Source organism: Nostocoides sp. HKS02 (genome assembly GCF_009707485.1).
Classification (GTDB): Bacteria; Actinomycetota; Actinomycetes; order Actinomycetales; family Dermatophilaceae; genus Pedococcus.
Genome location: NZ_CP046121.1, coordinates 117,400 through 131,122, shown reverse-complemented (window position 1 = coordinate 131,122; position 13,723 = coordinate 117,400). Strand labels below are relative to the sequence as shown.

The following is a 13,723-nucleotide window of genomic DNA, read 5'->3' as shown; positions in this document are numbered from 1 at the left end:
CTGACAACGTACTCGGCGCCCGCGCCAGCCCCCCGCATCACCTGACGAGAGCAGAGGTTTGTCGTGGTCACGTCCGCACCCCGCGTTCTGGCCGTCATCCCGGCGAGAGGGGGGTCCAAGGGACTTCCGGGCAAGAACATCCGCCCGCTCGCCGGCCTTCCCCTGATCGCCCATTCCATCGCGGCCGCGCGGATGGTTCCCTCGGTCACGCGCTGTGTCGTGTCGACGGACTCCGAGGAGATCGCCGAGGTGGCCCGCGCGCACGGCGGCGACGTGCCGTTCCTGCGTCCGGCCGAGCTGGCGGCCGACGAGACGCCCATGGCTCCGGTCCTGCGGCACTGTCTCGAGACCGTGGAGGCGCTGGAGGGCCAGCGCTACGACGCCCTCCTGCTCGTCGATCCGACGAGCCCCGCCCGCGACCCCGAGCAGATCGAGGCAGCCATCGCCCAGCTCCTCGCGAGCGAGAACCTCGACGGCGTCATCAGCGTCTCCCAGCCGACCTTCAATCCCACCTGGGTCGGCGTCAAACCCAGCGCCGAGGATGCCAGCGTCCTGCAGCGGTACTACGAGGTCGGGACCGGCATCACCCGTCGCCAGGACGCCGAGCGCTTCCTGCGCATCAATGGCAACTTCTACGTCTGGCGTCGAGAGTTCGTGCTCGGGCTCGAGGACTCGTGGTTCGACGAGGGTCGACACGGCATGGTGGAGATCCCGGAGGCCCAGGCCTTTGCGATCGACTACGCCTACGAGTTCGACCTGCTCGAGGCCTTGGTGGCGCAGGGGTTCGTCCAGCTGCCCTGGCTCACCGCAGACGCGGCAGGTGCCACAGGTGCCCGTGGTCCTGCCGGTCGACCAGCTCGGGCATGACGTCGCGCTCGAACATCGCGATGCCGCTCGTGTCGTACGCCGCCTCGTAGAAGTAGCTGATGAGGTAGGTCATGCCGAGCTTCTCCAACGCCTGGAGCCGCTCGACGATCTGCTCGGGTGTGCCGGTCCCCGGTGAGGTCTTGATGTCGTGGAGCCGTGACTCGAGGACCTGCTCGGGCACGCCGACGCCGCGCATGTGGTCGGCCAGCCAGTCGATCCGGTCCTGCACCTCGCGCTCGGTCGCGCCGATGAAGATGTCGAGGTTGCCCGTTCGGGTGATCTCGGAGAAGTCACGTCCGACGGTGTCGCAGTGCTCGCGCAGGACCGCGCTCTTGCGCTCGAACTCCGCCGCCACCCCGGACCCGTAGTTCGTGTAGTCGGCATACTGCGCGGCGATGCGCAGCGTGACCTTCTCACCGCCGCCAGCGATCCAGACCGGTATGCCGTTGCCGGCCGACCCGGGGGCCGACGTGCCCTGGAGGGGTCGCGGCATACACAGCGCGCCGTCGGTCGTGTAGTGCTTGCCCTCGAAGGTGGACCGGCCCTGCGTCCACATCTGGCGGAAGATCTGGACGCCCTCGTCGAGGCGCTGGAGCCGCTCGCCGGCGCGGGGGAACCCGTAGCCGTACGCACGCCACTCGTGCTCGTACCAGCCCCCGCCGATGCCCATCTCGAGGCGGCCCTCGGAGATGATGTCGACCGTCGCCGCGATCTTCGCGAGGTAGGCCGGGTTGCGGTAGCTCATGCAGGTGCACATCTGGCCGAGTCGCACCCGCCCCGTCACCGCGGCGAACGCCGACATGAGCGTCCATGCCTCGTGCGTCGCCTCGTCGCTCGGGACCGGCACGGTGTGGAAGTGGTCGTAGACCCAGATCGAGGACCAGTCCTCGTTCGCGTCGGCTCGGCGCGCAAGTCCGGCCATCACCCCCCAGTGCTGACCCGGCTCGATGCCGGCGAGATCCATCTTCCAACCCTGGGGAACGAACAGTCCGAACTTCATGGAGGCGACGTTACGTCACGCCCGGGGTGCTTGCGCGGCAGGCCCGCGTGTGGTGCGGTCGAGAGATGCTGCAACACCAGAACGACCCCGAGCTGATCCGCGAGCTGCTGTCCGACCCCGGCATCTGGGTGGTGGTCGGCCTGTCGTCCAACCAGACCCGCGAAGCGTACGGCGTCGCACGCTGGCTCAAGGTCGAGCTGGGCAAGGGCTTGATCCCCGTGCACCCCAGGGCCGAGACGGTTCACGGTGAGCGTGGTTTCGCGACGCTGTCAGACATCCCCGACGGGGTGGACGTCAAGGTGGTCGACTGCTTCGTCAACTCCGAGCACGTCGGCGCGGTGGTCGACGAGGCGATCGCGAACAAGGACCGCTTGCAGATCGACGCGATCTGGATGCAGCTCGGCGTCATCGACGAGGACGCCGCTCGCCGAGCCCGAGCGGCCGGCCTCGACGTCGTCATGGACACCTGTCCGCGCATCGAGTGGCGCGGCGTGCGCTCCGGGGGAATGGCGCGCTAGCCCCGGCGTTCGCGCAGGGCGGCACCCTTGGCGTGCGCCTGGTCGCGCAGCTCGGCCTGGAAGACGCCCATCCGGTCGCGCAGGCCCGCGGCATACGGCCCCTCGCCCGCGCCGAGGATCCGCACGGCGAGCAGCCCCGCATTCCTGGCCCCGGCGATCGAGACCGTGGCGACCGGCACCCCCGCCGGCATCTGCACGATCGAGAGCAGCGAGTCCATGCCGTCGAGGTGCTTGAGCGGCACCGGGACTCCGATGACCGGCAGCGGGGTGACCGCCGCCAGCATGCCAGGCAGGTGAGCCGCGCCCCCGGCGCCGGCGACGATGACCCGCAGCCCGCGGTCGGCGGCGGCCTGTCCGTAGGCGATCATCTCCGCCGGCATCCGGTGTGCCGAGACGACGTCGGCCTCGTAGGGGACTGCGAACTCCTCCAGTGCCTGCGCTGCGAGCTCCATCACGGGCCAGTCGCTGTCGCTGCCCATGACGAGCCCGACCAGTGGTTGCTCGGTCATTCGGTGATCACTCCCGCGAGGTAGTCGGCGGCGTGGCGGGCGCGCTCACGCAGGTCGGCGAGGTCGGTGCCGGACACGCTGACGTGCCCGATCTTGCGGCCGGGGCGGACGGCCTTGCCGTAGAGGTGGACCTTCAGCCCGGGGTCGCGGGCCATGAGGTGGCGGTATGCCGGGTAGAGCTCGGGGTAGTCGCCGCCCAGGACGTTGGCCATCACCGTGTGCGGCTCGCGCGGTGTGGGGGCGCCCAGCGGCAGGTCGAGGACCGCTCTCAGGTGTTGTTCGAACTGACCGGTGACCGCGCCGTCCATCGACCAGTGGCCGCTGTTGTGGGGTCGCATGGCCAGCTCGTTGACGACGTACGCCGGGGCACCGCTCTCGGGGTCGCGCACCTCGAAGAGCTCGACCGCGAGCACGCCCGTCACGCCGAGGTTCTCGGCGATGCGCAGTCCTGCCTCGGTCGCCACTGCTGCGAGGTGCGGGTCGAGGTCGGGAGCAGGGGCCAGCACCTCGGTGCAGATGCCGTCGGTCTGCACGGTCTCGACCACCGGCCACGCCGCGGCCTGGTCGGAGGGGCTGCGCGCGATGAGGACGGCGAGCTCGCGGACGAAGCCGACCTTCTCCTCGAGCAGGATCCCGTCGGCGAGCGGACCCTCGGAACCCACCTGGGCCAGCCAGTCGTCGAGGTCGGCCACCTCGGCCACGACGCGGACGCCCTTGCCGTCGTAGCCGCCCCGTGGGGTCTTGGCCACGAGGGGCCAGCCGACCTGTCGACCGAACTCCTCGACGTCGGCGGCCGACCGCGCCTGCGCCCACGCCGGGCAGGAGACCCCGATCTCGGTGAGCCGGTGGCGCATCGCCAGCTTGTCCTGGGCGAACCGCAGGGCCTCGGGCGAGGGGTGCAGGGGCACCCCGGCGTCGACGAGGGCGGCGAGCACCTCGGCCGGGACGTGCTCGTGGTCGAAGGTGACGACATCGCAGTCCCGCGCGAACCGCAGCACGGCCTCGACGTCGGTGTGGTCCCCCACGGGCGCCGAGGGGATGACCTGGGCGGCCGAGGCGTCACTGCTCTCGGCGAGCACGCTGAGGCCGATCGCCAGCTCGGCGGCCGGGGCGGCGCACATCCGGGCGAGCTGTCCGCCACCGATGATGCCGACGACAGGAAAGCCTCCGGGGGCACGCTGCGGTGAGGTCACGCGGCGAGGATATCGGCCGCGGACGTGACCGCCTCCGGAACCTGCCAGCCGGCATACAGATGACCCCGCTAGGCTCCCGGCGTGGCCACGCATCTCTCCCCCCTCGACCGGCTGCGCGGTGCCGTCGACGTCCTCTACCGCGAGATGATCAAGTTCGGCGTCATCGGCTTGGTCGCCTTCGTCGTCGACGTGGGCCTGATGAACGTGCTGCGCCACACCGTCATGGTCGACAAGCCGACCGGCGCCAAGCTGATCTCCGCCTCGGTGGCCACGGCGGTCGCCTGGATCGGCAACCGGGCCTGGACCTTCCGGCACCGCCGCAGCCGGCCAGCCCACCACGAGGCGGCCCTGTTCGTGCTGACCAACGGGGTGGCCCTGCTCATCGGCGCCGGCTGTATCGCGTTCTCGCACTACGGTCTGGGCCTGAAGACCCTGACCGCGGACAACATCGCCAACATCGTCGGCATCGGCCTGGGCACGCTGTTCCGGTTCTGGGCCTACCGCGCCTTCGTGTTCCACGGCGAGCCGCTCGAGGACACCTCACCGCTGTCCGAGCACTCCTAGGGTCAAGGCAGGCGCGGCTCAGGCCGCGTCGGACTCGCTGAGGAACAGCGCGAAGATCGCCGGCTGAGCCTGGATGAGCTCGAGCCGGCCGCCGTTGGACTCGGCGAGGTCTCGAGCGAGGGCGAGGCCGAGGCCCGTGCCGGTCGTGGTGACCGACCGCTCGAAGATGTGCGGCGCGATGGCCGCCGGCACGCCCTCGCCCTGGTCGCTGACCTCGACGACGACGGAGGGCCCGCTGCGCCGGGCGTGGACGTCGACGGTGCCGCGACCGTGCGCGAGCGAGTTCTCGAGCAACGTCGAGAGGACCTGCGAGAGGTCGACCGGCTTGGCCTGCACGGCGAGCCCGCGTTCACCGTGGACTCGCACACTGCGCCGGGCCTGCTCGAACGCCGGCTGCCACTCCCGCTGCAGGGCCGCGATCACCGAGTCCAGCGACACCGATGCCTGAGGCTCGTCGCCGCCGCGTCGGGTCCGTGACATCAGGTCGTCGACGACGCGGGTGAGCCGCTCGACCTGGGCGATCGCGATGCTGGCTTCCTCCTGGACCACCTCGAGGTCGTCGGTGACGGCGATCTCCTCCAGGCGCATCAACAACGCCGTGAGCGGCGTGCGCAGCTGGTGCGAGGCGTCGGCGGCGAAGTCGCGCTCCGACGCCAGCGACTTGGTCAGCCTCTGGGCGCTGCGGGCGAGCACCTCGGAGACCTTGTCGAGCTCGGCGATCCCCGAGTGCAGGGGCTGGATGCGCGACTCGCCGGCCCCGAGCCGCTCCGCGCGGTCGGCGAGCTGGGTCATCGGCGTCGCCAGTCGCCGCGCCTGGCCGATCGCGACCACGACGCCGGCCACGAGCGCGAGGACCGCAAGCCCGAGCAGGAGCCCCACCAGCTGGAGGGAGATCGTGGGGGTCATGCCCTCGTGCACCCACTGCTCGAGGAGGCCGCCCCCGTGGTTGCTGGCCCGCCAGAGGCTGAGGCACACGGGCACCATGGTGATGGCGATGGCGAGGAGGACCGCGAGGACGGTCGACCGGATGAGTTGTTGACGCATGGGCCGTTCTCAGGCCCCGTCGACGCGCTCGAAGCGGAAGCCGACACCGCGGACGGTCGCGATGTAGCGGGGCTGTGCCGCGTCGTCGCCCAGCTTCCGACGCAGCACGGAGATGTGCATGTCGAGCGTCTTGGTGGAGCCGAACCAGGCGGTCTCCCAGATCTCGCGCATGAGCTGCTCGCGCGAGACCACCTTGCCCTGCTCGCGCACCAGCACCCGCAGCAGGTCGAACTCCTTGGCGGTGAGCTGGAGCTCCTCGTCGCGGAACCACGCGCGGCGGCCCTCGGGGTCGATGCGGACGAGCTCCTTGTCCGTGACGGCATCGGTGGGGGTGCGTCGCAGGAGGGCGCGGACCCGGGCCAGCAGCTCGGCGAGCCGGAACGGCTTGGTGACGTAGTCGTCGGCTCCGGCGTCGAGGCCCACGACGGTGTCGACCTCGTCGGCCCGAGCGGTGAGGATGAGCACGGGGACGGTGCGGCCCTCGGCGCGGATCCGACGACACACCTCGAGCCCGTCGACGAACGGCAGGCCGAGGTCGAGGACCACGAGGTCGGGATTCTCCGACGACGCCTCGAGCGCGGCCTTCCCGTCAGCTCGCACGTCGACGTCGTACCCCTCGCGGCGCAGCGCGCGGGCCAGCGGCTCGGAGATGGCAGGGTCGTCCTCAGCGAGGAGCACACGGGTCATGGTGGTGATCGTAGGCAACAGGGACCCCCTCAGCGACCGGGCCACACCGGTTTGCGCTTTTGATTGAAAGCGGCGACGCCCTCGGCACGGTCGGCCGAGAAGGCCGTGGCTGCCCAGTACCGGTCCTCGATGCGCAGTCCGGCGTCGAGATCGGTGTCGAAACCCTCTCGCATGGCAGCCTTCGCGTTGCGCACCCCGACGGGTGAGTTCGCGGCGATGCGCTCGGCGATCTCGAACGCCCGCTCTCGCGCGGCACCCGCTGCGACGACCTCGTCGACCACGCCGAGCTGCCGGGCCTGCTCGGCGTCGTACCGCTCGGCCGTGAAGACCATCCGGGCCGCTCGCGACCACCCGACCCGCCGGGTGAGCAGCTGGGTGCCGCCTCCGCCCGGAATCACGCCGACGCTCACCTCGGGCAGTCCGACCACGGCGGCCGCACCGCAGACGGCGAGATCGCACGACAGCGCGATCTCGAAGCCGCCTCCGAGCGCGTAACCCTCGACCGCCGCCACCACCGGGACGGGCAGCTCGAGAACCCCCCGGTATGCCGCCTGGGCCACCGGGCGCTGCGCGCGCAGCTCCTCGTCGGTGAGGGCGTTGCGCTCCTTGAGGTCCGCGCCGACGCAGAACGCCTTGGGGCTGCTGGAGGTCACGACCACGGCGCGAACCGTGGGGTCCGCCGCGAGCTCGCTCGTCGCCTGGCCGAGCGCCCGCGCCATGGCGGTCGACACGGCATTCATCGCTTCCGGCCGGTCGAGCACGAGCTCGGCGACGTGGCCGCCAACGCCGTGACGTTCGATCCTGACCAGTGGCTCGCTCATGGGTGTACCTCTCGGATCGTCGTGCGCCGCGCGCCTGCGGCCCGGCGCAGCTCGCTGGGGGTGACCTGCCCGATGCCGCGCAGGCTGCGGCGCCGCAGGGCGGTGGTCTCGAAGCCGCTCCCGCTGGCCAGCGCGGACGCGAGCGCGTCGTCGACGAGGACCCCACCCCCGGGGGCCACGCTCGTGAGGCGACTGGCCCGGTTCACGGTGGTGCCGAAGACGTCGCCCAGCCGCGACAGCACCGGCCCGAGGGCCATCCCGACCCGCACGTCGGGCAGCAGGTCGTCCTCCGCCATGGTGTCGACGAGGTCGAGCGCGATCGCCGCAGCGGGCGCGACCTCGATGGTCACGAAGAGGATCTCGTCTCCGACCGTCTTGATGACCCGCCCACCGTGCGCCGTGACGATGTCGGTGCACAGCGCCTCGAACCTCTGCACCATGACGGCGAGCTGGCGCTCGGTCATCCGACGCACGAGCGAGGTGAAGTTGACGAGGTCGGCGAACCCGACCACGCGGCGTACGCCCTCGCTGGAGCGCTCGGGGTCGGCATCGGCCAGCATGCGCGAGATGGCCGCCGTGAGGTGGCGGCGCCAGGCATAGATGAGCAGGGGCTCGAGTGCATCGGCCATGTCGGCGAGCTTGAGCGCGGAGGCCTCGGCCGCGGCGAGGTCGGGCACGGCCCGCGCGTCGGCCTCGTCGAGTGCTGCTTCGATCTCGATCGGCGCCAGCGCCTCGGCCATCAGCTGCGTCTGCCAGACCGCGAGCCGGTCGGTCGTGCGGGCGAAGGCCCGGGTCATGGCCAGCGCGGTCGTCTCGTCGAGCTCCTCTTCACGGACCAGTCGCGCGACGGCCTTGAGCGCCATGAGGTCGGCCTCGGTGAACATGGCCTCCTCGTCCTCGACGATCGGAAAGCCCAGGGCGTGCCAGAACTTGCGCGCCGAGAGCAGGGACACCTGGGCGCCGCGACTGACCTCGCGTCGGCCCATGGTGGCGCGCTTGCCGAGCAGGCGGGCCTCGAGGTTGTCCGGGCGAAGCGCCTCGATGTCCTCAGGGCGCACAGGGCGGTGGCGTCCGGGCTCGGTCACCCGCCACCTCCCTCTCGGTCGTCTCCGCACGGCGTCGTCGCCGTATCCGCGGTCAGGATCGCGAACCTGACCGGCGCTGGTCACCTCGCATCATGCCGTGTCGCCACAGACGCCGTCCGCCGCCCCTGCGCACGGTCGGCCGGTCACCCTTGCGGGGCCCGGCGGGCGTGGACGACGTCGCCGGCGGCCACGGCATACTCCGCCCCGCCCGAGGCGACCACGAGCCGCCCTTGCGCATCGATGCCCACGGCGTGCACGCGCCGGACCGTGCCGTCGGCGGCATGCAGGTCGACCTCACGTCCGGTCGTGAGGCATGCCTCGCGGTATGCCGCCTGGGCGCCCGCGCGGGCCGTGCCACCACGGACCAGGTCACCGTGCAGCACCGCGAGGTGCCGCAGGATCGCGACGACGAGGTCCTCCCGGCGCACGTCCTGCGCCCCGGCAAGCCGCAGCGAGGTCGCGGTGTCGACTGGCAGCTCGTCGCGGGTCTGGTCGACGTTGACGCCGAGGCCCACGACCACGCCCTGGGGCTGCAGCTCGCACAGGACGCCGCACACCTTGCGGTCGTCGTCGGCCGCGAGCAGCACGTCGTTGGGCCACTTCAGGCCCGCGCGCAGGCCGGTGACCTCCGCGATTCCCCGCAGGACGGCCAGGCCGGTGACCAGCGGCATCCACCCCCGCGCCTCGTCGGGCGCCGGGAGCAGCACCGAAAGGGTGACCGAGGTGTTCGCCGGGGTCTCCCACGAGCGCCCGAGGCGGCCTCGGCCCGCCTCCTGGTGGTCGGTGACGACCACTCGCCAGGGCTGCGCGAGTCGCGCCGCCTCGACGTTGGTCGAACCGAGCCTCGGGTGGACGTCGATGCCGGTCCACGGCGACCCGGACGTGACCAACGCCTCGTGCAATGCCTCACGGTCGAGCGGTTCGCGCATGGGTGCAAGGCTAGGCTCGCCAGCATGGCGCAGACCACCGATTCCGTCGCTGATCCGCTCTCGCTCGGCGGCACCGACGTCCCTGGCTCCGACACGGGCATCGACATCCACTCCACGGCGGGCAAGCTCGCCGACCTCAAGCGCCGGGTGGCCGAGGTGGCCCATGCCGGGTCCGAGCGAGCGGTCGAGAAGCAGCACGCCCGCGGCAAGAAGACCGCGCGCGAGCGGCTCGAGCTGCTGCTCGACGAGGGCTCGTTCGTCGAGATGGACAAGTACGCCCGGCACCGCTCGACCGCGTTCGGCCAGGAGAAGAACCGCCCTTACGGCGACGGCGTGGTCACCGGCTACGGCACCGTCGACGGCCGCACCGTGGCCGTCTTCGCCCAGGACTTCACCGTGTTCGGCGGGTCCCTGGGCGAGGTGTTCGGCGAGAAGATCTGCAAGGTCATGGACTTCGCCATGAAGGTCGGCTGCCCCGTCGTCGGCCTCAACGACTCCGGCGGCGCGCGCATCCAGGAGGGCGTGGTCTCGCTCGGGCTCTACGGCGAGATCTTCCGGCGCAACGTGCACGCCTCGGGCGTCATCCCGCAGATCAGCCTCATCATGGGCCCGTGCGCGGGGGGCGCGGTGTACTCCCCGGCCGTCACCGACTTCACGGTGATGGTCGACCAGACCTCGCACATGTTCATCACCGGCCCTGACGTCATCAAGACCGTCACCGGCGAGGTCGTCTCGTTCGAGGACCTCGGCGGAGCGCGCGCCCACAACACCAAGTCCGGCGTTGCCCACTACATGGGCCACGACGAGGACGACGCCATCGAGTACGTCAAGGCGCTGCTGTCCTACCTGCCCTCGAACAACCTCGAGGACCCGCCTAGCTATGCGGACGAGAACGCCGAGCTCCCCTCATTGGCCGTCACCGACGAGGACCGCGAGCTCGACACCCTCATCCCCGACTCCCCCAACCAGCCCTACGACATGCACACCGTGATCAGCCACGTGCTCGACGACGGCGAGTTCCTCGAGGTGCACCCGCTGTTCGCGCCCAACATCCTGTGCGGCTACGGCCGCGTCGAGGGTCGCTCGGTCGGGGTCGTGGCCAACCAGCCGATGCAGTTCGCCGGCACCCTGGACATCGACGCCTCGGAGAAGGCCGCCCGGTTCGTGCGGACCTGCGACGCGTTCAACGTGCCCGTGCTCACGTTCGTCGACGTGCCCGGGTTCCTGCCCGGCACCGACCAGGAGTGGGACGGCATCATCCGCCGCGGCGCCAAGCTCATCTACGCCTACGCCGAGGCCACCGTGCCTCTCGTCACCGTCATCACCCGCAAGGCCTACGGCGGCGCCTACGACGTGATGGGCTCCAAGCACCTCGGCGCCGACATCAACCTCGCCTGGCCCACCGCCCAGATCGCCGTGATGGGCGCCCAGGGCGCGGTCAACATCCTGTACCGCCGCCAGCTCGCCGAGGCGGCCGAGCGCGGCGAGAACGTCGACGAGGCGCGCGCCCGGTTCATCGCCGAGTACGAGGACACCCTGGCCAACCCGTACGTCGCGGCCGAACGCGGCTACATCGACACCGTCATCACCCCCTCGAACACCCGGATGAACGTCACCAAGGCACTGCGCGCGCTCCGCACCAAGCGCGAGACCCTGCCACCCAAGAAGCACGGAAACATTCCGCTGTGACCCCCGAGACCGACGACGCGGCCCAGCGGCCGCCGCTGCGGCTCGTGCGCGGTGATGCCACCCCTGAGGAGGTCGCCGCACTGCTCGCGGTGCTGTCAGCAGTGTCCGCGGACGCTGCGGGCGCGCGCGAGCCGGCTGCGCGGCATACCTCGCAGTGGGCGTCCCGCGGACGCTCCGTGCGCCGATCGGTGGCTCCCGGCCCGGGCGGCTGGCGCGCTTCGGCCTTCCCCCGCTGAGCCGTCCAGGGCGGTGTGCAGCATCGTCCGGGTCCTGACCCGGACGATGCTGCACACCGCCACCGGCCGCCCGGCCGGGCTGGCCGGCCGCTCAGGACTCCAGCTCTGCGCCGCCACCCGAGCCGCGCCGAGCCACCAGCTCGCGCAGCTCGTCGGCTTCGGACTCGACCAGACAGCCCGCAGCGAGCACGCGTTGCGCCGCTTCGACCTCGCCCATGAACGCCCGGAACGTGTCGGGCACCGTGATCTCGTGGTCGGGCCGCGAGACGACCGTGATCGCATCGCCCTGGCGCACCGTGCCACCCGTGACCACGGACAGGTAGGCGCCCGTGCGACCCACGGCACTGAACCGCTTGACCCAGCCGCGCTCCCCCATCCGGGCCGCGAACGTGGCGCACGGGATCCGCGGCCCACACACCTCGAGCACCACCGTGTCGCCCACCGCCCACCGCTCGCCGATCAGGGAGCCGTCCACGTCGAGGCCAAGGGTCGTGAGGTTCTCGCCGAAGGTGCCGCTGGGCAGCTCCCGGCCGAGCTCGCCGGCCCACCAGTCCAGCTCCTCGCGGGCGAACGCGTAGACCGCCTGGGTGTCCCCGCCGTGGTGCCGGGTGTCGCCCAGGAAGTCCCCTTCGACCCCGCTCCCGAGGCCGCCGTGCTTGGGCCCCGGCGCCCGCAGCACCGCGGTACCCACCGGACGCTTGTGTATGCCGGTCACACCCACCGGCTTCGCGGCGTTGGGCTCCGGGGTACCGACGTTGAGGGACAACAAGCTGGGCGGCCATGCCGGTCAGCCTAGGGGGGCGAATCGTCCGCGTGAACGCGGTTATTCGCGATGCCGCGGACAGGAGCCTGAGGTACGTTCCCTCGGGTGACTACCGAGACCTCCACCGCACGTCCCACCACGGACGTCGACCGCATCGCCGACTCCTTCCTCGCCGAGCTCGTGGTCCTCAGCCCGATCACGGCGACCTACCTGGGGATCCCCGGCCACGAGGAGGACCTCGACGACTTCTCGCCGCAGGGTCACGCGGCACATGCCGAGCTGAGGCGCCGCACGCTCGCGGCGCTCGACCAGGCCGAGCCCGCGGACGACATCGACCGGGTGACGATCGCGGCCATGCGCGAGCGGCTCGGCCTGGCCGAGGAGACCCACCAGGCGGGTCTGGACGAGATGTCCCTCAACGTGATCGCCTCACCGCTGCAGGAGATCCGCGGCTGCTTCGACCTGATGTCCACCGACACCGACGAGGACTGGGGCGTGATCGCCCGACGCCTGGCGAAGGTGCCGGCCGCTCTCGAGCAGTGGAAGGAGAGCCTGCGCAGCGCAGCAGCCAAGGGCAACGTCGCACCGCGGCGCCAGGTCGAGGCCTGCGCCACGCAGTGCACCGACCTCACCGCCGCCGACGGCTACTTCGCGAACCTGCTCGAGGGCGCCAAGGCCGGTGACGGCGACCTCGCCGACGGCACCCGGGTCGAGCTCACGACCGCCGTGGAGTCGGCGCGCGCGGCCTACGCCGACCTGCGTGGCTGGTTGTCGTCCGAGCTGCTGCCGCAGGCCCCCGAGGCCGACGCGTGCGGTCGCGACCGGTACCAGCTGCTCTCGCGCGCCTTCCTCGGCGCGAGCGTGGACCTGGAGGAGACCTACGCCTGGGGTCAGCAGGAGGTCGAGCGAATCACTGCCGAGATGGCGCGGGTAGCCGACCAGATCGCGCCCGGCAGCACCGTCAAGGAGGCCATTGCCGCGCTCGAGGCCGACCCGGCATACCAGCTGCACGGCACCGACGAGCTCAAGGCGTGGATGCAGACCAAGGCCGACGAGGTGATCACCAACCTCGCCGGGACGCACTTCGACATCCCCGACCCGGTGCGCACCATCGAGTGCCTCATCGCGCCCACGCAGACCGGCGGCATCTACTACACCGGCCCCAGCGAGGACTTCTCCCGACCGGGGCGGATGTGGTGGTCGGTCCCCAAGGGCGTGACGGAGTTCGGCACTTGGAAGGAGCTGACCACGGTCTACCACGAGGGGGTGCCCGGCCATCACCTCCAGGTCGCCCAGACGGTGTTCCGGTCCGAGCTGCTCAACTCGTGGCGCCGGATGGCCGCGTGGACCTCGGGGCACGGCGAAGGATGGGCGTTGTATGCCGAGCGCCTCATGGACGAGCTCGGCTACATGGACGACCCGGGCAACAAGCTGGGGCTGCTCGACAGCCAGTCGCTGCGGGCCGCGCGGGTCGTCATCGACATCGGCGTGCACTGCGGCTTCGAGGCGCCTGCGGAGGTCGGCGGCGGCGAGTGGACCTACGACAAGGCCTGGCAGTACCTCACCGCCCACGCCAACCAGGGCGAGGCGTGGCTGCGCTTCGAGCTCGACCGCTACCTCGGCTGGCCCGGCCAGGCACCGTCGTACAAGATCGGCGAGCGCCTGTGGATGCAGCTGCGCGACCAGGTGCGCGACCGTGAGGGCGACGCGTTCTCGCTCAAGGACTTCCACCGCCGCGCCCTCGACATCGGCGGAGTCGGTCTCGACACCCTGCGCGAGGCGGTCCTGGGCGAGCTCGGCTGACCGGGGTCTCGCGCG

The 13,723-nt window shown here is 71.3% G+C and carries 15 protein-coding genes; 6 read left to right on the top strand and 9 right to left on the bottom strand.

Features of this window, described 5'->3' with window-relative positions; genetic code table 11:
* The first annotated feature begins 63 nt into the window (after window positions 1-63).
* The gene (locus GKE56_RS00605) at window positions 64-867 is read left to right on the top strand and encodes a cytidylyltransferase domain-containing protein (RefSeq protein WP_154682911.1); all 804 of its coding nucleotides are present in this window, start codon (window positions 64-66) and stop codon (window positions 865-867) included.
* Here GKE56_RS00605 and GKE56_RS00600 read toward each other — a convergent pair.
* On the bottom strand, window positions 803-1,867 hold the full coding sequence (locus tag GKE56_RS00600; RefSeq protein WP_154682910.1) for an LLM class F420-dependent oxidoreductase: 1,065 nt from the start codon (window positions 1,865-1,867) through the stop codon (window positions 803-805). The genes GKE56_RS00605 and GKE56_RS00600 overlap by 65 nt on opposite strands.
* A 65-nt stretch (window positions 1,868-1,932) precedes the next feature.
* Here GKE56_RS00600 and GKE56_RS00595 point away from each other — a divergent pair, with 65 nt between their 5' ends.
* Window positions 1,933-2,385 carry a CoA-binding protein gene (locus tag GKE56_RS00595; protein WP_154682909.1) on the top strand — a complete coding sequence of 151 codons (453 nt, stop codon included), beginning with the start codon at window positions 1,933-1,935 and terminating at the stop codon, window positions 2,383-2,385.
* On the opposite strand, the gene purE is transcribed toward GKE56_RS00595, so the two are convergent.
* Window positions 2,382-2,894 (bottom strand): 5-(carboxyamino)imidazole ribonucleotide mutase, encoded by a 513-nt coding sequence (gene purE / locus GKE56_RS00590; RefSeq protein ID WP_154682908.1) that lies wholly within the window; start codon window positions 2,892-2,894, stop codon window positions 2,382-2,384. The two genes, GKE56_RS00595 and purE, sit on opposite strands and share 4 nt — an antisense overlap.
* On the bottom strand, window positions 2,891-4,087 hold the full coding sequence (locus tag GKE56_RS00585) for a 5-(carboxyamino)imidazole ribonucleotide synthase (protein WP_154682907.1): 1,197 nt from the start codon (window positions 4,085-4,087) through the stop codon (window positions 2,891-2,893). Before GKE56_RS00585 ends, purE begins: the two co-directional genes overlap by 4 nt.
* A gap of 81 nt (window positions 4,088-4,168) precedes the next feature.
* Here GKE56_RS00585 and GKE56_RS00580 point away from each other — a divergent pair, with 81 nt between their 5' ends.
* Complete coding sequence (locus GKE56_RS00580; protein ID WP_230209075.1) at window positions 4,169-4,651, top strand: GtrA family protein; 483 nt, start codon at window positions 4,169-4,171, stop codon at window positions 4,649-4,651.
* An 18-nt stretch (window positions 4,652-4,669) separates the two neighbouring features.
* Here the strand turns inward: GKE56_RS00580 and GKE56_RS00575 are convergent, their stop codons facing one another.
* The 5 genes from GKE56_RS00575 to GKE56_RS00555 form a co-directional block, all read right to left on the bottom strand.
* Window positions 4,670-5,695: a sensor histidine kinase KdpD gene (locus GKE56_RS00575; protein ID WP_154682906.1), complete on the bottom strand. Its 1,026-nt coding sequence runs from the start codon at window positions 5,693-5,695 to the stop codon at window positions 4,670-4,672.
* A gap of 9 nt (window positions 5,696-5,704) precedes the next feature.
* On the bottom strand, window positions 5,705-6,382 hold the full coding sequence (locus GKE56_RS00570) for a response regulator transcription factor (RefSeq protein ID WP_154682905.1): 678 nt from the start codon (window positions 6,380-6,382) through the stop codon (window positions 5,705-5,707).
* Between the two features lie 29 nt (window positions 6,383-6,411).
* Entirely contained in the window at window positions 6,412-7,203 is a 792-nt protein-coding gene (locus GKE56_RS00565) for an enoyl-CoA hydratase/isomerase family protein (protein WP_154682904.1), read from the bottom strand.
* Complete coding sequence (locus GKE56_RS00560; protein WP_230209074.1) at window positions 7,200-8,288, bottom strand: adenylate/guanylate cyclase domain-containing protein; 1,089 nt, start codon at window positions 8,286-8,288, stop codon at window positions 7,200-7,202. Before GKE56_RS00560 ends, GKE56_RS00565 begins: the two co-directional genes overlap by 4 nt.
* Window positions 8,289-8,431: 143 nt before the next feature.
* Window positions 8,432-9,217, bottom strand: coding sequence for a biotin--[acetyl-CoA-carboxylase] ligase (locus tag GKE56_RS00555; protein ID WP_154682903.1), 786 nt, complete (start codon window positions 9,215-9,217; stop codon window positions 8,432-8,434).
* A 24-nt stretch (window positions 9,218-9,241) separates the two neighbouring features.
* Between GKE56_RS00555 and GKE56_RS00550 the strand changes: the two genes are divergently transcribed.
* Both GKE56_RS00550 and GKE56_RS00545 read left to right on the top strand, forming a co-directional pair.
* Complete coding sequence (locus GKE56_RS00550) at window positions 9,242-10,906, top strand: acyl-CoA carboxylase subunit beta (RefSeq protein ID WP_230209073.1); 1,665 nt, start codon at window positions 9,242-9,244, stop codon at window positions 10,904-10,906.
* On the top strand, window positions 10,903-11,142 hold the full coding sequence (locus GKE56_RS00545; RefSeq protein WP_154682902.1) for an acyl-CoA carboxylase subunit epsilon: 240 nt from the start codon (window positions 10,903-10,905) through the stop codon (window positions 11,140-11,142). Before GKE56_RS00550 ends, GKE56_RS00545 begins: the two co-directional genes overlap by 4 nt.
* Window positions 11,143-11,233: 91 nt before the next feature.
* Here the strand turns inward: GKE56_RS00545 and GKE56_RS00540 are convergent, their stop codons facing one another.
* Complete coding sequence (locus GKE56_RS00540; RefSeq protein ID WP_154682901.1) at window positions 11,234-11,911, bottom strand: MOSC domain-containing protein; 678 nt, start codon at window positions 11,909-11,911, stop codon at window positions 11,234-11,236.
* Window positions 11,912-12,010: 99 nt separating this feature from the next.
* Here GKE56_RS00540 and GKE56_RS00535 point away from each other — a divergent pair, with 99 nt between their 5' ends.
* A complete protein-coding gene (locus GKE56_RS00535) occupies window positions 12,011-13,708 on the top strand; it encodes a DUF885 domain-containing protein (protein WP_154682900.1) in 1,698 nt (565 codons plus the stop codon).
* The last annotated feature ends 15 nt before the right edge of the window (window positions 13,709-13,723 follow it).